The organism is Mycobacterium aquaticum (assembly GCF_002086485.1).
Lineage (GTDB): Bacteria > Actinomycetota > Actinomycetes > Mycobacteriales > Mycobacteriaceae > Mycobacterium > Mycobacterium aquaticum.
This window is the reverse complement of record NZ_MVHF01000013.1, coordinates 25,716-48,451: the sequence shown is the minus strand read 5'-3', so window position 1 is coordinate 48,451 and position 22,736 is coordinate 25,716. Positions and strand designations below refer to the sequence as shown.

At 68.0% G+C, this 22,736-nt stretch carries 23 protein-coding genes and 1 pseudogene; 18 read left to right on the top strand and 6 right to left on the bottom strand.

From position 1 onward, the window contains the following. Positions 1-108: 108 nt before the first annotated feature. The 6 genes from BST13_RS15015 (at position 109) to BST13_RS14990 (ending at position 6,852) form a co-directional block, all read left to right on the top strand. On the top strand, positions 109-498 hold the full coding sequence (locus BST13_RS15015; RefSeq protein WP_211296096.1) for a secondary thiamine-phosphate synthase enzyme YjbQ: 390 nt from the start codon (positions 109-111) through the stop codon (positions 496-498). Between the two features lie 115 nt (positions 499-613). Continuing rightward, a complete protein-coding gene (gene alaS / locus BST13_RS15010) occupies positions 614-3,304 on the top strand; it encodes an alanine--tRNA ligase (protein ID WP_083164824.1) in 2,691 nt (896 codons plus the stop codon). A 4-nt stretch (positions 3,305-3,308) separates the two neighbouring features. Further along, positions 3,309-3,839 carry a Holliday junction resolvase RuvX gene (ruvX, locus tag BST13_RS15005; protein WP_083164823.1) on the top strand — a complete coding sequence of 177 codons (531 nt, stop codon included), beginning with the start codon at positions 3,309-3,311 and terminating at the stop codon, positions 3,837-3,839. Beyond that, positions 3,832-5,079, top strand: coding sequence for an endolytic transglycosylase MltG (locus BST13_RS15000; protein WP_083164822.1), 1,248 nt, complete (start codon positions 3,832-3,834; stop codon positions 5,077-5,079). The genes ruvX and BST13_RS15000 overlap by 8 nt, the downstream gene beginning before the upstream one ends. A gap of 13 nt (positions 5,080-5,092) precedes the next feature. After that, positions 5,093-5,920 (top strand): shikimate dehydrogenase, encoded by an 828-nt coding sequence (locus tag BST13_RS14995; RefSeq protein ID WP_083164821.1) that lies wholly within the window; start codon positions 5,093-5,095, stop codon positions 5,918-5,920. A gap of 515 nt (positions 5,921-6,435) precedes the next feature. Next, positions 6,436-6,852 (top strand): prepilin peptidase, encoded by a 417-nt coding sequence (locus BST13_RS14990; RefSeq protein ID WP_425437020.1) that lies wholly within the window; start codon positions 6,436-6,438, stop codon positions 6,850-6,852. A 76-nt stretch (positions 6,853-6,928) separates the two neighbouring features. On the opposite strand, the gene BST13_RS14985 is transcribed toward BST13_RS14990, so the two are convergent. Genes BST13_RS14985 through BST13_RS14970 form a run of 4 tightly spaced genes read right to left on the bottom strand, consistent with a single transcriptional unit; the run spans position 6,929 to position 9,373 of the window. Then, positions 6,929-7,504, bottom strand: a complete 576-nt coding sequence (locus BST13_RS14985) for a carboxymuconolactone decarboxylase family protein (RefSeq protein ID WP_083164819.1) — start codon at positions 7,502-7,504, stop codon at positions 6,929-6,931. Then, positions 7,501-7,815 carry a carboxymuconolactone decarboxylase family protein gene (locus BST13_RS14980; RefSeq protein WP_083164818.1) on the bottom strand — a complete coding sequence of 105 codons (315 nt, stop codon included), beginning with the start codon at positions 7,813-7,815 and terminating at the stop codon, positions 7,501-7,503. The genes BST13_RS14985 and BST13_RS14980 overlap by 4 nt, the downstream gene beginning before the upstream one ends. Then, positions 7,812-9,026: an RNA polymerase sigma factor gene (locus BST13_RS14975; protein ID WP_083164817.1), complete on the bottom strand. Its 1,215-nt coding sequence runs from the start codon at positions 9,024-9,026 to the stop codon at positions 7,812-7,814. The genes BST13_RS14980 and BST13_RS14975 overlap by 4 nt, the downstream gene beginning before the upstream one ends. Next, positions 9,023-9,373: a YciI family protein gene (locus BST13_RS14970; RefSeq protein WP_083164816.1), complete on the bottom strand. Its 351-nt coding sequence runs from the start codon at positions 9,371-9,373 to the stop codon at positions 9,023-9,025. The genes BST13_RS14975 and BST13_RS14970 overlap by 4 nt, the downstream gene beginning before the upstream one ends. A gap of 125 nt (positions 9,374-9,498) precedes the next feature. Between BST13_RS14970 and aroC the strand changes: the two genes are divergently transcribed. From aroC to aroB, 3 genes and pseudogenes are all read left to right on the top strand, one after another. Continuing rightward, positions 9,499-10,725 carry a chorismate synthase gene (aroC, locus tag BST13_RS14965; protein ID WP_083164899.1) on the top strand — a complete coding sequence of 409 codons (1,227 nt, stop codon included), beginning with the start codon at positions 9,499-9,501 and terminating at the stop codon, positions 10,723-10,725. Then, positions 10,725-11,237, top strand: a pseudogene (locus BST13_RS14960) (shikimate kinase); the annotation flags it as partial. The gene aroC and the pseudogene BST13_RS14960, both read left to right, overlap by 1 nt. Before the next feature lie 169 nt (positions 11,238-11,406). After that, positions 11,407-12,495, top strand: a complete 1,089-nt coding sequence (aroB, locus tag BST13_RS14955) for a 3-dehydroquinate synthase (RefSeq protein ID WP_083164814.1) — start codon at positions 11,407-11,409, stop codon at positions 12,493-12,495. A gap of 26 nt (positions 12,496-12,521) precedes the next feature. On the opposite strand, the gene BST13_RS14950 is transcribed toward aroB, so the two are convergent. Next, positions 12,522-13,079, bottom strand: coding sequence for a B-4DMT family transporter (locus BST13_RS14950; RefSeq protein WP_083164813.1), 558 nt, complete (start codon positions 13,077-13,079; stop codon positions 12,522-12,524). A gap of 33 nt (positions 13,080-13,112) precedes the next feature. On the opposite strand from BST13_RS14950, the gene BST13_RS14945 reads away from it, so the two are divergent. From BST13_RS14945 to nusB, 3 genes are read left to right on the top strand one after another with little or no spacing between them, the layout of a single operon-like run. Beyond that, positions 13,113-14,198 (top strand): M24 family metallopeptidase, encoded by a 1,086-nt coding sequence (locus tag BST13_RS14945; protein ID WP_083164812.1) that lies wholly within the window; start codon positions 13,113-13,115, stop codon positions 14,196-14,198. Positions 14,199-14,224: 26 nt separating this feature from the next. Beyond that, the gene (efp, locus tag BST13_RS14940) at positions 14,225-14,788 is read left to right on the top strand and encodes an elongation factor P (protein ID WP_083164811.1); all 564 of its coding nucleotides are present in this window, start codon (positions 14,225-14,227) and stop codon (positions 14,786-14,788) included. 14 nt (positions 14,789-14,802) lie between these two features. Further along, on the top strand, positions 14,803-15,285 hold the full coding sequence (nusB, locus tag BST13_RS14935) for a transcription antitermination factor NusB (RefSeq protein WP_083164810.1): 483 nt from the start codon (positions 14,803-14,805) through the stop codon (positions 15,283-15,285). Between the two features lie 185 nt (positions 15,286-15,470). On the opposite strand, the gene BST13_RS14930 is transcribed toward nusB, so the two are convergent. After that, positions 15,471-15,767, bottom strand: a complete 297-nt coding sequence (locus BST13_RS14930) for a hypothetical protein (RefSeq protein ID WP_095533558.1) — start codon at positions 15,765-15,767, stop codon at positions 15,471-15,473. A 231-nt stretch (positions 15,768-15,998) separates the two neighbouring features. Here BST13_RS14930 and BST13_RS14925 point away from each other — a divergent pair, with 231 nt between their 5' ends. From BST13_RS14925 to BST13_RS14900, 6 genes are read left to right on the top strand one after another with little or no spacing between them, the layout of a single operon-like run. Beyond that, a complete protein-coding gene (locus BST13_RS14925; protein ID WP_083164897.1) occupies positions 15,999-16,754 on the top strand; it encodes a GntR family transcriptional regulator in 756 nt (251 codons plus the stop codon). Continuing rightward, positions 16,751-16,978 carry a 4Fe-4S dicluster domain-containing protein gene (locus tag BST13_RS14920; RefSeq protein WP_083164809.1) on the top strand — a complete coding sequence of 76 codons (228 nt, stop codon included), beginning with the start codon at positions 16,751-16,753 and terminating at the stop codon, positions 16,976-16,978. Before BST13_RS14925 ends, BST13_RS14920 begins: the two co-directional genes overlap by 4 nt. 9 nt (positions 16,979-16,987) lie before the next feature. Then, positions 16,988-18,406, top strand: coding sequence for an ABC transporter substrate-binding protein (locus BST13_RS14915; protein WP_083164808.1), 1,419 nt, complete (start codon positions 16,988-16,990; stop codon positions 18,404-18,406). Further along, positions 18,403-19,266, top strand: a complete 864-nt coding sequence (locus BST13_RS14910; protein ID WP_083164807.1) for an ABC transporter permease — start codon at positions 18,403-18,405, stop codon at positions 19,264-19,266. The genes BST13_RS14915 and BST13_RS14910 overlap by 4 nt, the downstream gene beginning before the upstream one ends. Then, positions 19,263-20,012: an ABC transporter ATP-binding protein gene (locus BST13_RS14905; RefSeq protein WP_083164806.1), complete on the top strand. Its 750-nt coding sequence runs from the start codon at positions 19,263-19,265 to the stop codon at positions 20,010-20,012. The genes BST13_RS14910 and BST13_RS14905 overlap by 4 nt, the downstream gene beginning before the upstream one ends. Then, the gene (locus BST13_RS14900) at positions 20,009-22,708 is read left to right on the top strand and encodes a fumarate reductase/succinate dehydrogenase flavoprotein subunit (RefSeq protein ID WP_083164805.1); all 2,700 of its coding nucleotides are present in this window, start codon (positions 20,009-20,011) and stop codon (positions 22,706-22,708) included. Before BST13_RS14905 ends, BST13_RS14900 begins: the two co-directional genes overlap by 4 nt. Positions 22,709-22,736 lie beyond the last annotated feature (28 nt).

Here is a 22,736-nt window from a genome sequence, read left to right as displayed (position 1 = left end):
GGCAGCGCCCCGGTGGCGCCACCGGTTCCATCACCACCTTCCTCCGCGCGATCACGACTTGCAATGGCCCGCAGGGCGACTCGTAGGCTGGGACGAATGGACACCGATGTGATCGACGTCGACACCACCCGGCGCCGCATCGTCGACCTCACCGACGCGGTAGCGAGCTTCTGCGACGGGCGCGGAGACGGGCTGTGCAACGTCTTCGTGCCGCACGCCACCGCCGGGGTCGCGATCATCGAGACCGGTGCCGGCTCCGACGACGACCTGGTCGACACGCTGGAGCGGCTCCTGCCGCGCGACGACCGCTACCGGCACGCACACGGATCCTTCGGCCACGGCGCCGACCATGTGCTGCCCGCGCTGGTATCTCCATCGGTCACTGTGCCCGTCCAGGCCGGACGGCCGCTTCTGGGCACCTGGCAAAGCGTCGTGCTGGTCGATCTCAACCGGGACAACCCGCAGCGGTCGGTACGCCTGAGTTTTCTCGCCGCCTGACCAGCGCTGTTCAGGGCGACCGCGCTGACCGGTAATGTAAGGCGGTCGAATTATTCGCGGTGAACGCCGACCGGTACCCACAGCGACCATCTACTAAGACGAGGGCAGAGGCGACGTGCAGACACACGAGATCAGGAAGCGCTTCCTCGATCATTTCGTGAAAGCGGGCCATACCGAGGTGCCGAGCGCGTCGGTCATCCTCGACGACCCCAACCTGCTGTTCGTCAACGCGGGCATGGTGCAGTTCGTGCCTTACTTCCTCGGTGCCCGCACGCCGCCCTGGGACCGCGCGACCAGCGTGCAGAAGTGCATCCGGACGCCCGACATCGACGAGGTCGGCATCACCACCCGGCACAACACCTTCTTCCAGATGGCCGGCAACTTCTCGTTCGGCGACTACTTCAAGAAGGGCGCCATCGAGCTGGCCTGGACCCTGCTGACCAACCCGGTCTCCGAGGGCGGCTACGGATTCGACCCGGAAAGGCTCTGGGCCACCGTCTATCTCGATGACGACGAGGCCATCGGTCTGTGGCAGGAGGTGGCCGGGCTGCCGCTCGAGCGCATCCAGCGCCGCGGCATGGCCGACAACTACTGGTCGATGGGCATCCCCGGGCCGTGCGGTCCGTGTTCGGAGATCTACTACGACCGCGGCCCCGAATACGGCATCGAGGGCGGGCCCGAGGCCAACGAGGACCGCTACATCGAGATCTGGAACCTCGTGTTCATGCAGAACGAGCGTGGCGAGGGCACCTCGAAGAACGACTTCGAGATCCTCGGCCCGCTGCCGCGCAAGAACATCGACACGGGCATGGGCGTCGAGCGCATCGCGTGCCTGCTTCAGGGCGTGGACAACGTCTACGAGACCGATCTGGTGCGCCCGGTGATCGACCTGGTCGCCTCGATCGCTCCCCGCGGCTACGGCGTCGGCAACCACGAGGACGATGTGCGCTACCGCATCATCGCCGATCACAGCCGCACCGCGGCCATCATCATCGGCGACGGGGTCAGCCCCGGCAACGAAGGCCGTGGCTACGTGCTGCGTCGGCTGCTGCGCCGCATCATCCGCGCCGCCAAGCTGCTCGGTGTCGAGGAACCCATCATGGGCCGGCTGATGGCCACCGTGCGCGACGAGATGGGGCCGTCCTACCCCGAACTGGTCACCGACTTCGAGCGCATCAACCGCATCGCCGTCGCCGAGGAGACCGCGTTCAACCGCACCCTGGTCTCGGGCTCGCGACTGTTCGACGACGCCGCGAAGTCGACGCGCGCCGCCGGAAAGTCCACGCTGTCCGGCGCCGACGCGTTCACCCTGCACGACACCTACGGTTTCCCCATCGACCTCACCCTGGAGATGGCCGCGGAGGCGGGTCTGACGGTCGACGAGGCAGGGTTCCGCAGTCTGATGGCCGAGCAGCGGGCGCGTGCCAAAGCCGACGCGGCGGCCCGCAAGCAAGCCCACACCGACCTCACCGCCTACCGCGAGCTGGTTGACGCCGGGCCCACCGAGTTCACCGGCTTCGATGAATTGACTTCCGAGGCAAGGATTCTCGGCATCTTCGTGGACGGCAAGCGGGTTCCCGTGGTCGGACACGAGGGTCTCGAGGCCGATCGAGTCGAGCTGATCCTCGACCGCACGCCGTTCTACGCCGAATCCGGTGGGCAGATCGCCGACGAGGGCGTCATCTCCGGAACCGGAAGCTCCGAGACGGCCCGGGCCGCGGTCACCGATGTCCAGAAGATCGCCAAGACGCTCTGGGCGCATCGGGTCAACGTCGAATCCGGCGAATTCGTCGAGGGCGACACCGTCGCCGCGGCGGTCGATCCCAAGTGGCGGCACGGCGCCACCCAGGGGCACTCCGGCACCCACATGGTGCACGCGGCGCTGCGACAGGTGCTGGGCCCCAACGCCGTCCAGGCCGGCTCGTTGAACCGGCCGGGCTATCTGCGGTTCGACTTCAACTGGCAGGGCGCGCTCTCCGAAGACCAGCGCTCACAGATCGAAGAAGTCACCAATGAAGCGGTCGAAGCCGACTTCGAGGTGCACACCTTCAACACCGAACTCGACAAGGCCAAGGCCATGGGTGCCATGGCACTGTTCGGCGAGAACTATCCCGACGAGGTGCGGGTGGTCGAAATCGGTGGGCCGTTCTCGCTCGAACTGTGCGGTGGCACCCACGTACACAACTCGGCACAGATCGGCCCTGTGACGATTCTCGGCGAGTCGTCGGTCGGCTCCGGCGTGCGCCGGGTCGAGGCCTACGTCGGCCTGGAATCGTTCCGGCACCTGGCCAAAGAACGTGCCCTGATGGCCGGGCTGGCGTCGTCGCTGAAGGTGCCGTCCGAAGAAGTCCCCGCCCGCGTGGCCACGCTCGTCGAGAGGCTCAAGGCCGCCGAGAAAGAACTCGACAAGGTCCGCCTGGCCAACGCCAGGGCCGCTGCCGCCAACGCCGCGGCAGGCGCGGAGCTGATCGGCAAGGTCCGGGTGGTGGCGCAGCGAATGGCCGCAGGCATGTCTGGAGGCGACCTGCGCAGCCTGGTCGGCGACATCAAGGGCAAGCTCGGCAGTGACCCGGGCGTCGTCGCGCTGATCGCCGAGGGCGAGGGTGACTCGGTCCCGTTCGTGGTGGCGGTCAACCCGGCAGCGCAGGATCTCGGGCTGCGGGCCAACGACCTGGTGAAACAATTTGCCGCGCCGGTGAACGGTCGCGGCGGTGGCAAGGCCGATCTGGCACAGGGTTCTGGTAAGGGGGCGGCGGGTATCGACGCGGCGTTGGCCGCATTGCGTACCGAGATCGGCCGGAGCTAGCCCGGTGCCGAGCAGCGGGGAAAGGCTGCCGGACCGCCCGGGGGACGACGACCCCGGCCGCGGCCGACGTATCGGCATCGACGTGGGCACGGTTCGCATCGGCGTGGCCAGCAGCGACCCGGACGGTATTCTGGCGACGCCGGTGGAGACGGTGTTGCGGGACCGGCGTGACAAGGCCGGCGGGAAGCATTTGCGCCGGCTGGTAGGCATTGTCAGCGAGTACGAGGCCGTCGAGGTGATCGTCGGACTGCCACGCACCCTCGCTGATCGGGCGGGTACGTCGGCGCTCGACGCCATCGAGCTCGCCGACCAGCTGGCACGTCGCATCACGCCGACGCCGGTGCGGTTGGCCGACGAACGCCTCACCACCGTCTCCGCACAACGATCGCTGCGCGATGCGGGGGTCCGCGCGAAGGGACAGAAAGCGGTGATCGACCAGGTGGCTGCAGTGGGCATTCTGCAGAGCTGGCTGGATCAGCGGCGGGCGGTCCTGGCCGCGCGTGACGACGGCCGCGGAGAGGGCATGGATGTCTGACAAGTGGGGTGCTGATCGGGCGCAGCCCGTCGCGGTGGGGCCACCGCGCAGGGGGATGAGCCGCGCCGAGCGGCTGCGTCAGGCCCGCAACAACCGTCGTCGCCGCATCGCCCGAGCCGCGTCGCTGGCGCTGCTCATCGTCGTGGCGATCGCCGCGGTGTTCCTCGGCTCGAAGCTGTGGCACAGCTTCTCAGGGAGCAACAGCAACGACTACGCCGGTGATGGCGTGTCCGACCTGGTCATCCAGGTCCACGACGGCGACTCCACCACCGCGATCGCAAAGACGCTGCACGACCACAAGGTGGTCGCGACGGTCAAGGCGTTCGTCGACGCCGCCCAGCACAACTCCGCCATGTCGGAGATCCAACCGGGCTACTACAAGGTGCGGACCGAGATTCCCGCGGCCAACGCCGTTGCGCGGCTGATCGATCCGAGCAACCGGGTGGGCAAGCTCACCATCCCCGAAGGACGTCAGCTCGACGACATCGCCGACGTCAAGACCAACGCCGTCACAGATGGCATCTTCAGCCTGATCTCGAAGGCGTCGTGCGTGAACCTCGACGGCGTCCAGCGCTGCGTGTCCGTCGACGACCTGCGCACCGCCGCCGGGTCGGCACCCGTGGCCGCGCTGGCGATTCCGCAGTGGGCGGCCGGGCCCGTGGGGGCGATGGGCGCCGACCATCGCCGGATCGAAGGTCTCATCGCGCCGGGCACCTGGAACATCGACCCGGCGGCGCCCGCGCAGTCGATCCTGTCGACACTGATCACCTCCAGCGCCACCGTCTACACCCAAGGTGGGCTGCTGGACACCGCCGCGGCCATGAACATGTCGCCCTACCAGATCCTCACCGTCGGATCGCTGGTGCAGCGGGAAGCCAAGCCGCAGGATTTCTCCAAGGTCGCCCGCGTGATCTACAACCGGCTCGCCGAGCACCGCAAACTGGAATTCGACTCCACGGTCAACTATTCGCTCGACCGCCAAGAGGTGGCGACCACCGACGCGGACCGGGCCAAGCCCACGCCGTGGAACTCCTATGTCCGCGAAGGGCTTCCGCAAACCCCGATCTGCTCACCGGGCGCCGAGGCTCTCGACGCCGCCGAGCATCCCGCGCCGGGCGACTGGCTGTACTTCGTGACCATCGACATGCAAGGCACCACCCTGTTCACCCGGGACTACAACCAGCACCTGGCCAACATCGAACTCGCACGGCACAACGGTGTCCTTGACAGTGCCCGATAGGCGGCCCGCCGCCGTGCCCGATAAGCGGCCCGCCGCCGTACGCGTCACAGCGCGCAAAGCTGCGGTCCTCGGTTCACCGATCGCCCACTCGCGCTCTCCGCAGCTGCACCTGGCCGCCTACCGGGCGCTGGGTTTGCCCGCCTGGACCTACGACCGCATCGAGTGCACGGCCGAGCAACTCCCGGCACTGGTGTCCGGGCTCGGACCCGAATGGGTCGGCCTGTCGGTCACCATGCCCGGGAAGTTCGCCGCCCTGCGATTCGCCGACGAACACACCGAACGCGCCCAGCTCGTCGGTTCGGCGAACACACTGGTGCGAGTTCCCGGCGGCTGGCGGGCCGACAACACCGACATCGACGGTGTGACGGGTGCGCTCGGCACGGTCGCCGGCGCGGCGATCGTCGTCGGCTCCGGCGGCACCGCCCCGGCCGCGGTGCTCGGGCTGGCCGAGCTCGGGGCCAAACGGATCACGGTGGTGGCCCGCAATGCCGACAAGGCCGCACCGCTGGTCGACCTGGCGGCGCGACGCGGCGTCGAGAGCAGCTGGTGTGATCTCGACGGCGCCGACCTGGCCGACGTGGTCGCCGGCTGCGCCGTCGCGGTCAGCACCATCCCGGCCGACGCCGCCGCGCCATACGCCCCGGTGCTCGCCGGGGTTCCGCGGCTGCTCGACGCCATATACGACCCGTGGCCGACCCCGCTGGCCGCGGCGGTACAGGCCGCAGGTGGCGAGGTGATCAGCGGACTGCACATGCTGCTGAACCAGGCCGTCACCCAGGTGGAGCTGTTCACCGGGCTGACCGCACCCAAGGCCGTCATGCGAGCCGCCCTCTTCGGCTGACGCTAGGGCCGGAACTCAAGACGAATTCAGTCCAGCCCACCTGACCAGTGACAGTATCGCTGATCCACGAGTGTGAACTGGCTGCGAAATCCAGCGCTCAAACTCGCAGAGGGTTCACGCTCGCGGTAGGCAGTGGGTGTGGCGGTGATTACGTCTCGGATTGCAGCCACTGGGTAACCGCAATCCTCGGCATAACTTGTGGTTAGGACGAAATGCGTCAACGGTTTTGACGCCAGGGTTGTCGCAGGCGCCTACACGCGACCCTCAGGTCGAAAACGGTGAGCGGTGTCGGTGGGCCGGTTACGTCGAACGCCCACCTGATGCGCGAGGTCCGCCCTGATCACGTCGTCATGGCGCGCCCGCAGGTGCAGACCAGCGCTCCGCCGAGATGGCCGGAGCTGCCGGTGGCCGGCATGCGCGTGGCTTCGACTGTGTCACGCCTGGTTTCGGCACCTCGCGCGAAGTTGGCGCATCGTTAGGGCTGCAGGGCTGGTTACGCTCGGTAAATGGGGGTGCTGGCTGTCGGCGTGGTGTTGGCGTGGCTGCTGGCGCTGTGTGTCTACGACATTAGGCAACAGCGGTTGCCGAACTGGCTGACGCTGCCCGGCAGTGCCGTGATCCTTTCTGCTGCAGTCCTTTTCGGACACGGCGCCGCAGCCATCGCGGGTGCTGTCGCGTTGGTGGTGGCCTACCTGCTCGTACATCTGGCCGCGCCGGCCGCCCTCGGCGGCGGTGACGTCAAACTCGCCGTCGGCGTCGGTGCCTTGACCGGAATCTTCGGGCCCGACGTGTGGGTGTTGGCGGCGCTGGGTGCACCGCTGCTCACCGCGGTGCTGGCTGCCGGCGCGGCGATCCGCGGCATACCGACTGTGCCGCACGGTCCGTCGATGTGTGTGGCCACTGCGGCGGCGATCGGGTTGGTGGTGTTGTAGTCCCGCCGAATGTGAAGTTGTTTGCGAAGATTCGTCGAAATCTCGCCAACAACTTCACATTGGGCGGTCTGGCGGGTCAGCGATAACCGCGTTTGAGCAGGTACTTGGCGCCGGCCTCCATTGCGGCGGGCGTCGCGAGGTCGAAATCGAATGCATTGGCCAACCGTGCAGTGATGTTGAACGCGAAGGCAACTGCGAGGGCGTCCTCGATCTGTGCGGGAGAGACGCCGGCGGACAGCACGTCGCGGATGTCGTCATCGTCGACGGAATCCGCTTGAGACAGCTTGCCCAGCAGGCGAAGTGTCGCCCGCAGCGGCTCATCGATCGGTGCGGTGTCGAGATCGGCGAGGGCGGCCGTGACCTTGTCCGGATCGCCGTACCACTGGCCCGACGTAGCGGTGTGCGCGGCGACGCAGAACGGCGACGCGTCGGCATGAGCGATGTAGGCCGCCATCAATTCCCGGTCGCCCACCGACCATTCAGACGGCCCGCGCATGGCCTCATGGGTGAGATCGCCAGCGCCGTAGAAGTCCTTGCGGTACAGCGCGAGCTTGACGGCGTCGACCACCGGTTGGCGCGACACCATGCGAATCATCTTCAGCAGCGCCCTGGTGCCCAGTGGGTGACCGTTGTCCAAGATGTCGAGCCTCATCGCCGATCGCCTCCGGTCACCCGGGCCAGCGCGTCAAGCGCACTGGCGTACTGACGGTCGGCCTGGCCCACCGCAGCACAGACCACGATTTCGAAGATCTGGTCCTCGTCCAGGCCCGTCGAGCGGGCAGCGGCGATGTCGTCGTCGGTCACCGCATCCGCGTGGTGGGCGACTTTCTCGACCAGGCTACGTATCGGCTCGTCGAGATCAGTGTTTTCGAAGGCATTCTGCCGCAGAACTTTTGGTGCGGTGCCGGTGCTGCCGAGGATGCGGGCGATCAGCTCGCCGCGTAGTCGGGTGATGTCGGTCATCGTGCAGATTCCTTTCGCTGAGCACAGGCGATGCGTGCTTGCAGGACCGCCTGTTCGGCGGGATTGTCAGTGAGTTCGAGGGCGCGGCGGTCCGCGGCGCAGGCGGCCTCGGGGTCGCCGAGATCGCGCAGCAGGTCGGCCCGTGTGGCGTGATACAGGTGATAATGGCCGAGATCGCTTGCCAGCAGGTCCAATTCGGCCATCGCCGGCTCAGGTCCCGAGCGAAACCGCAGCGCGATGGTGCGGTGCAGTCGCGTGACAGGCGACGGTTCGAGGTGCAGCAGCATGTCGTACAGCAGGACGATCTGCTCCCAGTCGGTGTCCTCCCAACGCTGGGCCTCGGCGTGGCAGGCGACGATGGCGGCCTGCAATTGGTACGGGCCGGGGCGTCGCTGCGCGGCCGCGCGGGTCAGCACCCGGACAGCCTGTTCGATGGCCTCGGAGTCCCAACGCGACCGGTCCTGGTGTTGCAGCTGGACAAGGTTGCCGTCCGCATCGAAGCGAGCGGCGGCCCGCGCGCGATGCAGGCGGATCAGCGCGAGCAGGCCGGCGACCTCCGGCTCGGTCGGCATCAACTGGTCCAGCAGCGACGCCAGCCATTCGGCGTCGTCGACCAGGTCATGGGCTTGTGCCCGTTCGGCCGTGGACAGGTAGCCCTCGTTGAACAACAGGTAGATCACGGCGAGGACCTCGGAGAGCCGTGGGCCCAGCTCATCGGCGGCGGGAACCCGGTAGGGGATCGCGGCCTGCGTGATCTTCTGCTTGGCGCGGGTGATCCGCTGCGCCATCGTCGTCTCGTGCGCCAGAAAAGCCCGGGCGATCTGCGCCGTGGTCAGCCCGCACACCACCCGCAGCGTCAAAGCGATCTGCGCCTGCCGCGGCAGCGCCGGGTGACAGCACGTGAAGATCAGCTGCAGCCGCTCGTCGGGCTCGGGCTGCACCGGCCACTGCAGTTGCGCCAGTTTTGTCAGGTAGTTCTGTTCGCGCCGCAGCAGGTCGAGGGCACGGCGCCGGGCGACGGTGAACAACCAGGCGTCCGGACGCGACGGGATGCCCTCGACCGGCCAGTGCCGCAGCGCAGCCAGCACGGCGTCCTGGACGAGGTCTTCGGCGGTGGCGAAATCGCCCGTGACGTGGATCAGCGACGCGGCCAGCCGGCCTGCGTGCTCGCGCACCACGTGGGCCAACTGGTCATTGACCGCATCGGTCACATCGGCTCGAAAGCGATGGGGCGGACCTCCACCACCGGACAGCCCGGCCAGGTCTTGGCGGCGTGCAGCGCCTCGTCCAGGTCGGCGACCTCGATCTCGACGTAACCGCTGACCACCTCTTTGCCCTCGACGAAAGGGCCGTCGATGACGACCGGTTCGCCGCGGTCGAGACGCACCGTCGTCGCGGTCTCGGCGGCCTTGAGCTTGCTGCCCCCGCGCAACTTTTCGGCGTTGGCGGCGAACCACTCGTTGACCCGCTCGTAGGCGCGTTGGCGCTCGGCGTCGCTCATCGCCGCCATATCGCGGGTGAACTGCTCGGTTTCGACGAACATCAGTACGTATTTCATGAACCCTTCTCCATGGTATTTGCGGTTTCTACAATCAAGACGATCGGCAGCGCCCGCGATACGACAATCCTCGACGCTCGACCAGGGATTCCGCGGGCAAAACCCGACGTGGGAGAATGACAAGCGTGTTGCGTTGGACCACAGCTGGTGAATCGCATGGCCGCGCCCTGGTGGCCATGGTCGAGGGCATGGTGGCCGGTGTTCCGGTCACCTCGGAGGACATCGGGGCGCAGCTCAAGCGCCGTCGTCTCGGCTACGGCCGCGGGGCCCGGATGAAGTTCGAGCAGGACCAGGTCACCATGCTGGCCGGGGTCCGGCACGGGTTGACCCTGGGTGGCCCGATCGCCATCGAGATCGGTAACACCGAGTGGCCCAAGTGGGAGACCGTGATGGCCCCCGACCCGGTCGACGATGCCCAACTCGACGTCGCGCGCAACGCGCCGCTGACCCGGCCGCGGCGGGGCCACGCCGACTACGCAGGCATGCTCAAGTACGGCTTCGACGATGCCCGCCCGGTGCTCGAACGCGCCAGCGCCCGCGAAACCGCCGCCCGGGTGGCCGCAGGCACCATCGCCCGCGCATTCCTGCGGGAAGCGCTCGGCGTCGAGGTCATCTCGCACGTGATCTCCATCGGCGCATCGGCGCCGTATGCGGGCCCGCCGCCGCAGCCCCAGGACCTCGAAGCCATCGACGACAGCCCGGTGCGTGCGTTCGACAAGGACGCCGAGGCCGCCATGATCGCCGAGATCGAAGCTGCCAAGAAGGACGGCGACACCCTAGGAGGGATCGTCGAGGTGGTGGTCACCGGGCTGCCCATCGGCCTCGGCTCGTTCACCAGCGGGGAGAACCGCCTCGACAGCCAGCTTGCCGGCGCGGTGATGGGCATCCAGGCGATCAAGGGCGTCGAGATCGGCGACGGTTTCGAAACCGCGCGCCGCCGTGGCAGCGTGGCACATGACGAGATGTACCCCGGCCCGGACGGTGTGCTGCGGTCGACCAACCGCGCGGGCGGCCTGGAGGGCGGCATGACCAACGGCCAGGCGCTGCGGGTGCGCGCCGCGATGAAACCCATCTCGACGGTTCCGCGGGCGCTGGCCACCGTCGACATGGCCACCGGTGAGGAGGCCGTCGCAATCCACCAGCGCTCCGATGTATGCGCGGTGCCGGCTGCCGGTGTGGTCGTGGAGACCATGGTGGCGCTGGTGCTGGCCCGTGCCGCACTGGAGAAGTTCGGCGGGGATTCGCTGGCGGAGACCCGAGCCAACATTGACGCCTACCTGCGTGCAGTGAGCACGCGAGGAGCAAGTCCGGACGACGCTGAGCGCGAACCGGCGGCGCAGGCCCTGGGCTGATGGCGCCCCGAGCGGTACTGATCGGCCTACCGGGTTCAGGGAAATCGACCATCGGGCGCCGATTGGCCAAGGCGCTCGGCGTCACCATGCTCGACACCGATGCGGTGATCGAGGAGACCACCGGCCGCGCCATCGCCGACATCTTCGCCAACGACGGCGAGCAGGAGTTCCGGCGGATCGAGGAAGAAGTGATCCGCGAGGCCCTCGCCACCCATGACGGCGTGCTGTCGCTGGGTGGTGGCGCGATCACCAGCGAAGGGGTGCGTGACGCACTGGACGGTCACACCGTCATCTACCTGGAGATCAGCGCCTCCGAAGGAATACGCCGTACCAGCGGCAACAGCAACCGGCCCCTGCTGGCCGGGGGTGACCGGGGCGAGAAGTACCGCGCGCTGATGTCGCAGCGCGTACCCATCTACCGGCGTGTGTCGACCATGCGGATCAACACCAATCGGCGCAACCCGGGCGCCGTGGTCCGCACCGTCGTCGCGCGCCTGGAGAACACTCAGCCACCCAAGCCGGTGCCCGTGAAGCCGCGGCGCCGGCGCCGTCCACGCTGGCGGCGGGGCCCGGCCACCTCGGGCGCCGACAAGGACTCGGCCGGCGCCACTGCCGTTCACACCGACTCGACTGCCATACCCACACCCGCGGCCCTGGCCGCGCGCAACGCGGAGCGACACCATGACTGAGCCTGTGACCGTCGACGTTCTGACCGACCCGCCCTACCCGGTGATCATCGGCACCGGGCTGCTCGGTGACCTGGCGCGCACCCTGGAGGGCAGGCACAAGGTCGCCATCCTGCACCAGCCGACGCTCACCGAGACCGCTGAGGCCATTCGAAGTCACCTCGCGGACAAGGGAATCGACGCGCACCGCATCGAAATCCCGGACGCCGAGGGCGGCAAGGAGCTGCCGGTCGTCGGGTTCATCTGGGAAGTGTTGGGCCGCATCGGAATAGGCCGCAAGGACGCCATCGTCAGTCTCGGCGGGGGAGCGGCCACCGACGTCGCGGGCTTCGCTGCGGCCACCTGGTTGCGGGGCGTGGACATCGTGCACGTGCCCACCACCCTGCTCGGCATGGTCGACGCGGCGGTCGGCGGCAAGACCGGTATCAACACCGATGCCGGCAAGAACCTGGTGGGTTCGTTCCATCAGCCTGCGGCCGTCCTCGTCGATCTGGCGACCCTGGAAACGTTGCCCCGCAACGAGATCGTGGCCGGCATGGCCGAGATCGTGAAGGCCGGGTTCATCGCCGATCCCGTGATCCTCGACTTGATCGAGGCCGATCCGCAGGCCGCCTTGGACCCGACCGGCACGGTGCTGCCGGAATTGATCCGGCGGGCCATCGCCGTCAAGGCCGAGGTGGTCGCGGCAGATGAGAAGGAATCGCAGCTGCGCGAGATCCTGAACTACGGCCACACGCTTGCACACGCCATCGAACGGCGCGAGCGGTACAAGTGGCGCCACGGCGCGGCGGTGTCGGTCGGTCTGGTGTTCGCAGCCGAACTCGGCCGGCTGGCGGGCCGGCTCGACGACAAGACCGCCGACCGGCACCGCGCGGTGCTGACGGCGCTCGGGCTGCCGGTCAGCTATGACGGCGACGCGCTGCCGGAGCTGCTGGAATACATGGCGGGCGACAAGAAGAACCGCTCGGGTGTGTTGCGGTTCGTCGTCCTCGACGGGCTGGGCAAACCCGGGCGGCTGGAAGGACCCGATCCGTCACTGCTGGCGGCCGCGTACGCAGAAGTGGCGCGGGACCCCGAGAACTGAGGCTCCGCGCCACTGGCGCAACGGCGTTACTTGCTGTGCTGGTCGGGAAGCTCGACCGGGCCGGTCTTCTCGGTGTCTTCCGACGGGCTTCCGGCGTTGACCGCGGCGAACACGTCAGTGTCGGCCCGCTCGTCCCCGACGTGGTCGTGCTTGGCGACCGGCGGTGCCTTGCGGTCGACCAGCCAGCGGCCCAGCGTCACCCCGGCGACCGCGGCCAGGAACATCAGCAGCGCGGTGAACGCGGCGAACGTCGTGATCTCGTTGAGCAGCGCCTCGACGTAGATGCTCTTGTAGAACAAGCCGATGATCCACGACACCGCGCCGCTGACGACGCCCGCGAACAGCCCGGCCAGCAGCCAGGTCATCGCCAGATCGGCGCGACGGTCCGGGTCGGGATTGCGCCGGGCGTCAGCGCCGCCGTCGACATAGCCCCAGATGAACACGGCGATGGTGAACACCGCTACCAGCGTGATACTGAACCACATGGCGTTCTGAGGCGACGCGTTGATCAGTACACCCTGCAGCAAGCGCACGATCACCATCGCCGTTGCGAACACCACTCCGCGCAGTAACCACTTACTCATGAGGGCACAGCGTAGCGAGTAGCGTCACAGACCGTGACTATTTCCCAGCGCAGGGAGCGGCTGCGGCGCCGGCTGGAAGCAGCCGATCTACCCGCCATGCTGGTAACAGACCTGGTCAATGTGCATTATCTGTCCGGGTTCACCGGGTCCAATGCGGCGCTGCTGGTGCGCGTCGACGACGAAACGCCGGTGCTGGCCACCGATGGTCGTTACCGCACGCAAGCCGCCGCGCAGTGCCCGGACGCCGAGGCGATCATCGAACGGGCGTGCGCGCCGTGCCTGGCCCGGCGGGCGGCCGCCGACGGGGTGCACCGGCTGGGTTTCGAGAGTCACGTGGTGACCGTCGACGCGTACGCCGCGTTGAGCAAGGCCGCAGGCGACGGCATCGAGCTGGTTCGGGCGCCCGGCATGGTCGAAGCGCTGCGGGAGGTCAAAGATGCCGGCGAGATAGCCATCCTGCGACTGGCCTGCGAAGCAGCCGACGCCGCGCTGACCGATCTGGTGGCCCGGGGTGGGCTTCGGCCCGGTCGCACCGAGCGTCAGGTCCGCAACGAACTGGAAGCGCTGATGCTCGAGCATGGCGCTGACGGCCCGTCCTTCGAGACGATCGTCGCAACGGGGGCCAATTCGGCGATCCCGCATCACCGGCCCACCGACGCGGTGCTCGCCGCAGGCGACTTCGTCAAGATCGACTTCGGTGCGCTGGTCGCGGGCTATCACTCCGACACCACCCGCACCTTCGTGCTGGGCCAGGCCGCGCAGTGGCAGCGCGACATCTACGAGCTGGTGGCGACGGCCCAGCAGGCCGGTTGTGAAGCTCTCGCACCGGGGGTGTCGCTCAGCGCGGTCGACGCGGCATCGCGGCAGGTGATCGCCGACGCCGGGTACGCCGAGAACTTCGGTCACGGCCTTGGGCACGGTGTCGGATTGCAGATCCACGAAGCGCCCGGAATCAACGCCACGGCCGCCGGTACACTGCTTGCTGGCGCTGCGGTGACCGTTGAGCCAGGTGTCTACTTGCCCGATCGCGGCGGTGTCCGTATCGAGGACACCCTGGTCGTCGGAGAAACGGCACCCGAACTGCTTAGCCGGTTCCCCAAAGAACTGGCCATCCTGTGAACTGAAAGCTAGGAGCTACCCGAACCATGGCATCGACTGCCGACTTCAAGAATGGGCTCGTCCTGCAGATCGACGGCCAGCTGTGGCAGATCGTCGAATTCCAGCACGTCAAACCGGGTAAGGGCCCGGCCTTCGTGCGGACGAAGCTCAAGAACGTGGTGTCCGGCAAGGTGGTCGACAAGACCTACAACGCCGGTGTGAAGGTGGAGACCGCCACCGTCGACCGTCGCGACGCCACCTACCTGTACCGCGACGGCAGCGATTTCGTATTCATGGACTCCGAGGATTTCGAGCAGCACCCGCTGCCCGAGGCGCTGGTCGGCCGCAACGCCGACTTCCTGCTGGAGAGCATGCCCGTGCAGATCGCGTTCCACGAGAGTGCCCCGCTGTACCTCGAGCTTCCCGTCTCCGTCGAGCTCGAGGTGACCCACACCGAGCCTGGTTTGCAGGGAGACCGCTCCAGCGCAGGCACCAAGCCCGCCACCATGGAGACCGGCGCCGAGATCCAGGTGCCGCTGTTCATCAACACCGGCGACAAGCTCAAGGTCGACACTCGCGACGGCAGCTATCTCGGCCGCGTGAATGCCTAGCCGGGGCGCGCGGGATGTCTGACCGTCGCGGCGACCGTGGCCGTCACCAGGCCCGCAAGCGCGCCGTGGATGTGTTGTTCGAGGCGGAGGCGCGTGGTCTGACGCCGGAGGCGGTGGCCGACGGCCGCATCGCGCTGGCCGAGGACGACCCCGAGGTGTCGGCGCTCAACCCCTACACGGTGACGGTGGCGCGCGGCGTGACCGAACACGCCGCCCACATCGACGACCTGATCTCTGCGCACCTGCAGGGCTGGACGCTGGAGCGGTTGCCCGCCGTGGACCGCTCGATCCTGCGGGTGGCGGTATGGGAGCTGCTGCACGCCGAGGACGTGCCCGAACCGGTCGCCGTCGACGAGGCCGTGGAGCTCGCCAAGGAGCTCTCCACGGATGAGTCACCCGGCTTCGTCAACGGTGTCCTCGGCCAGGTGATGCTGGTGACCCCGCAGATCCGGGCGGCCGCCCAGGCTGTCCGTGGGACGGGTTCCCAGGACGGTTAGCACTTGCACCGCGAGCGTGCGTGTCTGCCGGCCAACATGCCGTAAATGGTTGGCATGACGCGCACGCTCGCGCGCTCGTCGTCACCGGCGCTCGCCGAGCGCTGTGCAACGGTAATTGCAGCAGCGCCGGATGTGGTAAATGTCCTCGTGGCCGAAGTACTTCAGATGTGCGAGCGACGAAATCGCTACTGGGGCGGCAAAACCGGAGGCCGGCACACGTTCGCGACGGGATCCCACCACCAGCCGTTGTCACACCCCAGCGGCGTGCTGCTGATCGCGGGCCGGCAGGTGTTGGCGACGGGATCCCACCAGCCGTCCGGGCAATTGGGCACCAGCGGCGCCTGGCAACTGTTTGTCACGGGATCCCACCACGAGCCGTTGTCGCAGTCTGCCCGGCTCACCGCGGGCGTGACCGCCGCGGTGAATGCCATCGGAACGAATGCCGCGACGACGAGCACGGCGGCGCGCTGCAGTGTCTTCACGGTGCCCTCCCTGGACCGTTGTTCAATGCATCTGTTGTCACCATAAGCGGTGCATCCGCGTTTCGATCAGCGCGATTGTAAATTCTTGCCTCGCGGCAGGTGGCGCAATACCCGGCCGGTACCGGGTTTGACCAGGTGCGGGACGCTGTCAGGCGGCGCAATCAGTTAACCTGCGCCGGCAGCGGATTCGCCGCACTGCGGGGGCCGGATACGCGCCCTTACCGTGTTTGCGTGTCGCAGCCCGAACCTCATCCCGGCCCGGTGCCGATCCGGCGTCCCCGCGCCGACCAGGCCCGTCAGGTCGCCGACGTACTGCGCCACCAAATCTACGAAGGGGCGTACACGGGCAGCCTGCCCACCGAGGCAGAACTGGCGGGGGAGTTCTTCGTCTCCCGCAACACCGTGCGCGAAGCCCTCTCCGTGCTCAAGAACGAAGGGTTGATCGACCGCGGCACCAAGGTCGGCACCCACGTGGCGGTCCGCAAGTACGACCACGGCCTCGACGCGCTCGTCGGACTCAAAGAGACGTTCAAGGACTACGGCGACGTCCGCAACGAGGTCCGGGCGGTGCTGCACCTGGCAGCCCCGCCGGCCGTGGCCCGCAAGCTGGCGTTGGAACCCGGCGCCCAGGTGGTCTACATCGAACGGCTGCGGTACCTCGGCGAACTCCCCGTGTCGCTGGACCTTACGTACCTGGTCCCCGACATCGGGGAGCAGGTGATCAGCTATCCGCTGGAGACCAACGATGTTTTCTCCCTCATCGAGCAGGTCAGCGGGCAGCGGCTGGGCGGGGCAACCTTTGCGCTGGAAGCGGTTTCGGCGGATCCGCATTCTGCGGCCACCCTGCAGGTGCCTGCCGGGTCGGCGCTTTTGATGGCCGAGCGGCTCACCAGCCTCGACGACGGCAGGCCCGTCGACCTCGAATACATCCGGATGCGTGGTGACCGAATCACCATGCGCGGCAACCTGTTTAGGAGCGATACATGACACTGGTCAATCAGCGCGCCGACGTCCCGGTGACGATCGACGAGTCGCTGTGTATCGAGGGCTGCACGTTGTGCGTCGACGTCTGTCCTCTTGACGCGCTGGCCATCAACCCCACCAACGGCAAGGCCTACATGCACGTTGACGAGTGCTGGTACTGCGGGCCGTGCGCCGCCCGCTGCCCCACCGGCGCCGTCCACATCAACATGCCCTACCTGATCCGTTAGAGGACCGAAGTGAAAACAGCCCTGATCGCCCTTGCCGTCGGCGTCACGCTCGCCTCGGCCGGTTGCTCGCTGGACTCGGCGACGAAGTCGGCAAATACCGTCGACGTCGTCGTCGGCTACCAGTCCAAGACCATCAACACCGTCACGGCCGGAACACTGCTGCGCGCCCAGGGTTACCTGGAACGACGACTGGCCGACATCACCACCCGCACCGGCACCAAGTACAACGTGACCTGGCAGGACTATGACACCGGCGCACCCATCACCGCGCAGATGGTGGCCGAGAAGATCGACATCGGTTCGATGGGCGATTACCCCATGCTGATCAACGGTTCGAAGACGCAGGCCAACGAGCGCGCCAAGACCGAGATCGTCTCGGTCACCGGGTACAACCCCAAGGGCGGGCTGAACATGGTTGTGGTGGCCCCGAATTCACCAGCACAGACATTGGCCGACCTGGCGGGCAAGAAGGTGTCGGCCAGCGTCGGATCGGCCGGGCACGGCATGCTGGTGCAGGCGCTCGGCAAGGACGGTATCGATCCCAAGACCGGGGTCGAGGTGCTCAACCAGCAGCCACAGGTCGGCGCGTCTTCCTTGGAATCCGGTCAGGTCCAAGCTCTTTCGCAGTTCGTCGCGTGGCCCGGCCTGCTGGTGCAGCAGGGCAAGGCGCGGTTGCTCTACGACGGGGCCGAGCTGAACTACCCGACCCTGCACGGTGTGGTGGTGCGCCGTGCGTACGCCGCTGAGCATCCGGAGGTGCTCGACGCGTTTCTGCAGGCCCAGCTCGACGCGACCGACTTCCTCAACTCGAAACCGCTTGAGGCGGCGAAGATCGTGGCCGACGGCAGCGGCTTGCCGCAGGAGGTGGTCTACCTCTACAACGGCCCCGGCGGCACGTCATTCGACACCACACTCAAGCCGTCGCTCGTGGCAGCACTCAAAGGTGATGTGCCGTACCTGAAATCGATCGGCACCTTCGCCGACCTCGACGTCACCGGGTTCGTCCAGGATGGTCCGCTGCGTGCCGCGTACGCCGCCCGCGGCAAGGATTACGACGCGGCACTGAAGTCGGCGGCGAATCCGTCGGTGCTCGGCGGCACCGACGAGCTGTGCCAGGCGCCCGTCGACAATCCGGCGACGGCCAGTGAGCTGTGGCTGGACGGCACTGACAGCACCACGGCCGCAGCCAATCCGACCTGCCTGCTCAAGGCGATCCGCGACGCCCAGGCCCGCGGCGCGAAGGTCCGCGCCGCCTATGTCCCGGATGCCGAACTGGGCACCCGGTGGTTCGCCGACAAGGCGGTCTGGATCCATGACGGCGCCAACTACCTGCCGTTCGGTACCACCGCGGGCGCACAGCGCTACGCCCATGCGCACCCGGGCAGCGCCGTCGTCGACTACCAGCAGGCCTTGGCAGGTGCGGTATGACTGCCACCGACGCCGTCCCGGTCTCGGGTATCTCGACCCCAGCCGCTGCTCCCCGGGAGGTGAACCGTCGCCGCACCGCCTCCCCGTGGCCGCACCGCCTGGTGCGGGTGGCGTCGGTGCTCGCCGCCGTCGGGCTGTGGCAGGTGCTGACGGCCAACCACGTGCGCGCCGGACTGCGTTTCGACACCCTGCCGACCGTCACCGAGATCGCGGCGGCGTTGGCGCACCGGGTCGGAGCCGAGCAGTACTGGCTGGATCTGGGCCAATCGCTGATCCGGATTCTCACCGGTTTCGGACTGGCAGCGGTCGTCGGCGTGATCACCGGCATCCTGCTGGGCCGCTCAACGCTGTTCGCCGACATCCTCGGTCCATTGACCGAACTGGCCCGGCCGATCCCGGCCATCGCGATGGTGCCGGTGGCCATCCTGCTGTTTCCCAGCGACGAGGCCGGAATCGTGTTCATCACATTCCTGGCGGCGTACTTCCCGATCATGGTCAGCGTGCGGCACGCGGTGCGCGCCCTGCCGACCATCTGGGAGGACTCGGTGCGCACTCTGGGAGGTGGACGCCTCGACGTGCTGCGGCTCGTCGTGCTGCCGGGCATCCTGCCCGGCCTGTTCGGCGGGCTCTCGGTGGGCATGGGTGTCGCGTGGATCTGCGTGGTGTCAGCCGAGATGATCTCGGGCCGCCTCGGTGTCGGCTACCGCACGTGGCAGGCGTACACGGTGCTGAACTATCCCGACGTGTTCGTCGGCATCATCACCATCGGCGTGCTGGGTTTCGGCACGGCAGCGGCGGTGGAGCTGATCGGTCGTCGCGCCACCCGGTGGCTCCCGCGCGCAGAGGAGACGACCCGATGAGCACTCCTACCGTGACTGCCGGTATGCGCCTGGAACTCGACGCAATCACGTTGTCCTACACCGGAAGCCCGGTCATCGATGGACTGAGCCTGACCGTGCAGCCCGGCGAGATCCTGGTGCTCACCGGACCGTCGGGCTGCGGCAAGTCGACGCTGCTGCGCGCGTTGACCGGGCTGCTGCGTCCCGACGCAGGCCAGGTGCTGGCCGACGACGTGCCGGTCACCACCACCTCGCGGGATCGGGGCATGGTGTTTCAGGACAGCGCCCTGCTACCGTGGCGCACCGTGCGGTCCAACATCGAACTGGCACTGCAACTTCGGGGTGAGCCCAAGGCCGGCCGCCGCGGCCGCGCCGAGCGGTGGATCGACGAGGTGGGGTTGACCGGCTTCGCCGACTTCCTGCCCAAGAGCCTCTCCGGGGGCATGCGCCAACGGGTCCAGTTGGCACGTGGCCTGGCCGGTGCGCCCCGAGCGGTGATGATGGACGAGCCGTTCGCCGCGCTGGACACCCAAACCCGCGCCGCCATGCAGCGGCTGCTCATCGACACCTGGCGGGCCCACCCGACCACGATCGTCTTCGTCACCCACGATGTCGACGAGGCGTTGACCCTGGGGGACCGCGTCGCCGTCCTCGGCCGCGCCGGCCAACCGCTGCGCGCGCTGCTGGAGGTGCCCGAACCCCGTACCGACCATGTTGGACGCTCGGCGTTGCGCGCCGAGATCATTGCCGCACTGGAGCAATCATGAGCGAATCCACCGTCATCCCCGACATCGCCGACGCGCTGCGCCTCGAGTGCGACGTGCTGGTGATCGGCGGCGGTACCGCAGGCACGATGGCGGCGCTGACGGCGGCCGAGAACGGTGCGCAGGTGCTCCTGCTGGAAAAGGCGCACGTGCGGCATTCCGGTGCACTGGCCATGGGCATGGACGGGGTGAACAACGCCGTCATCCCCGGCAAGGCCGTGCCCGAGGACTACGTCGCCGAGATCACCCGGGCCAACGACGGAATCGTCAACCAGCGCACCATCTATCAAACCGCGACCCGTGGTTTCGCCATGGTGCAGCGGCTCGAGCGCTACGGCGTGAAATTCGAGAAAGACGAACACGGTGAGTACGCGGTGCGCCGCGTGCACCGCTCGGGGTCCTACGTGCTGCCGATGCCCGAAGGCAAGGACGTCAAGAAAGCGCTGTACCGCGTCCTGCGGCAACGCTCGATGCGCGAGAAGATCCGCATCGAGAACCGGTTCATGCCGGTGCGCGTGCTGACCGATCCGGACACCGGAAGGGCGGTCGGGGCTGCCGCATTCAACACACGCACAGGGGAATTCGTCACCGTCGCGGCGAAGGCCGTGATCCTGGCGACCGGGGCGTGCGGGCGGCTGGGGCTGCCCGCGTCGGGTTACCTGTATGGCACCTACGAGAACCCCACCAACGCCGGCGACGGCTACGCGATGGCGTACCACGCCGGGGCCGAGCTCTCCGGTATCGAGTGTTTCCAGGTCAATCCGCTGATCAAGGACTACAACGGGCCGGCGTGCGCGTATGTGGCCAACCCGTTCGGCGGCTACCAGGTCAACGCTCTCGGCGAGCGGTTCGTCGACTCCGACTACTGGTCGGGCCAGATGATGGCGGAGGTCAAGCAGGAGATCGAATCGGCCCGTGGCCCGATCTACCTCAAGCTCAGCCATCTCTCCGACGAGACGCTCACGGCCATCGAGAACATCCTGCACACCACCGAACGGCCCACCCGCGGCACGTTCCACGCCAACCGCGGACATGACTACCGCAGCCACGACATCGAGATGCATATCTCCGAGATCGGTTTGTGCAGTGGACATTCCGCGTCGGGCGTGTGGGTCGACGAACATGCCCGCACCACGGTGCCCGGGCTGTACGCGGCGGGCGACCTGGCCTGCGTGCCGCACAACTACATGATCGGGGCCTTCGTCTACGGTGATCTCGCCGGCGAGCACGCAGCGTCCACGCTGACCGGTGTTGAACTGCCGCAACAGCTTCCGACGGATCAGCTGGCCGAGGCGCACGAGCTCATCTACCGGCCGCTGCGCCAACCCGACGGCCCGCCCCAGCCTCAGGTCGAATACAAGCTGCGACGTTTCGTCAACGACTATGTGGCACCGCCCAAGACGGCGACCAAGCTGTCGATCGCGGTGCAGACCTTCGAGCGGATGACCGGTGAGGTGGCCGGAATCGGCGCGCGCACCCCACATGAACTGATGCGTGCCGCCGAGGTGTCGTTCATCCGCGACTGCGCGGAGATGGCGGCCCGCTCGTCGCTGACCCGCACCGAATCGCGCTGGGGGCTCTACCACGAGCGTGCCGACCTGCCCGACCGTGATGACCGGGGATGGCGTTACCACCTGAACCTGTACAAGGACGCCGACGGCACGATGCGGTTCGTCAAGCGGCCGGTGGCACCGTATTTCGTGCCGGTGCCCGGGCTGGAGCATCTGCCGTCCGATCATCCCGTGACGCCGGTCGAGCAGCCCGAACTGCATGGCGGGAGGGCTCCGGCCGAACCGCGCTCACGCGTGCGCACCGAGGCTCCGGTGCAGCCGCCGTCACCGCGGATCGCCGCCGTGCTGGCCCTGCAGGAGCCGTCGCTGGCGGAGCTGGGCGACTACCTGGCCGACGAGGATCCGGGGGTGCGGCGCACCGCGGTCGCCACGTTGGTCGAGCAGTTGCCCGATGGTTACCAGGCGGGACTGATCACCGCCCTGGACGACGAGGATGCCGCGGTGCGGCAGGAAACCGCCGACGGCGTCCGGGAACTCGTCGAGGTGCTGCCTGCGCCCGCGCAGTTCGCCGACCGGTTGCAGTCACCGGATCCGGTGGTGCGTGCGGTCACGGTGTACGTGCTGAGTGCCCGACGGGTCGGTACTGCCGACGCCTACCGCGCGGCGGTTGCCGACCCCGATCACCGGGTGCGGATCGAGGCGGTGCGGGCCCTGGTGTCCGTCGACGACGCAGCGGGGGTGTCCGAGGCGACCCGCGACACCAACCGGGAGGTGCGGATCGCCGCCGCCAACGGGTTGGCGACGCTGCGTTCCGGCGCAGCCGCGGTGCGCGAATTGCTTGCCGACCCGGACCCGTTGGTGCGTGCGGCCGCCCTGGCGTCGCTGGGCGCGGTCGGCTGCGACGATGTCGACGTGCCCGATGTGCAACGCGCACTGGGGGAGTCGGCCTGGCAGATCCGTCAGGGCGCGGCGCGCGCGTTGGCCGGCGCACCGCCCGCGGTCGCGGTGCCCTCGCTCTCGCAGGCGTTGACCGACCAGCATCTCGACGTCCGCAAGGCCGCTGTGCTCAGCTTGAGCCGCTGGGTGGGGACCGAGGACGCAGCCCGGGAGGCGCTCACCGGTGCACTCGACGACGGTGACGCCGATGTCCGGGCGTATGCGCGGCACGCGTTGTCGCGGGCGGGCTGAGCGATCTCGTGCGTTGACTCTGCGGTGA

Coding starts and splice junctions, on each gene's coding strand:
- BST13_RS14900 (WP_083164805.1), top strand. CDS start 20,009: ATGAGCGAATCCACCGTCATCCCCGACATCGCCGACGCGCTGCGCCTC.
- BST13_RS14910 (WP_083164807.1), top strand. CDS start 18,403: ATGACTGCCACCGACGCCGTCCCGGTCTCGGGTATCTCGACCCCAGCC.
- BST13_RS15000 (WP_083164822.1), top strand. CDS start 3,832: ATGTCTGACAAGTGGGGTGCTGATCGGGCGCAGCCCGTCGCGGTGGGG.
- efp (WP_083164811.1), top strand. CDS start 14,225: ATGGCATCGACTGCCGACTTCAAGAATGGGCTCGTCCTGCAGATCGAC.
- nusB (WP_083164810.1), top strand. CDS start 14,803: ATGTCTGACCGTCGCGGCGACCGTGGCCGTCACCAGGCCCGCAAGCGC.
- BST13_RS14920 (WP_083164809.1), top strand. CDS start 16,751: ATGACACTGGTCAATCAGCGCGCCGACGTCCCGGTGACGATCGACGAG.
- aroB (WP_083164814.1), top strand. CDS start 11,407: ATGACTGAGCCTGTGACCGTCGACGTTCTGACCGACCCGCCCTACCCG.
- BST13_RS14905 (WP_083164806.1), top strand. CDS start 19,263: ATGAGCACTCCTACCGTGACTGCCGGTATGCGCCTGGAACTCGACGCA.
- BST13_RS14985 (WP_083164819.1), bottom strand. CDS start 7,504: ATGAGGCTCGACATCTTGGACAACGGTCACCCACTGGGCACCAGGGCG.
- BST13_RS14980 (WP_083164818.1), bottom strand. CDS start 7,815: ATGACCGACATCACCCGACTACGCGGCGAGCTGATCGCCCGCATCCTC.
- BST13_RS14950 (WP_083164813.1), bottom strand. CDS start 13,079: ATGAGTAAGTGGTTACTGCGCGGAGTGGTGTTCGCAACGGCGATGGTG.
- BST13_RS14970 (WP_083164816.1), bottom strand. CDS start 9,373: ATGAAATACGTACTGATGTTCGTCGAAACCGAGCAGTTCACCCGCGAT.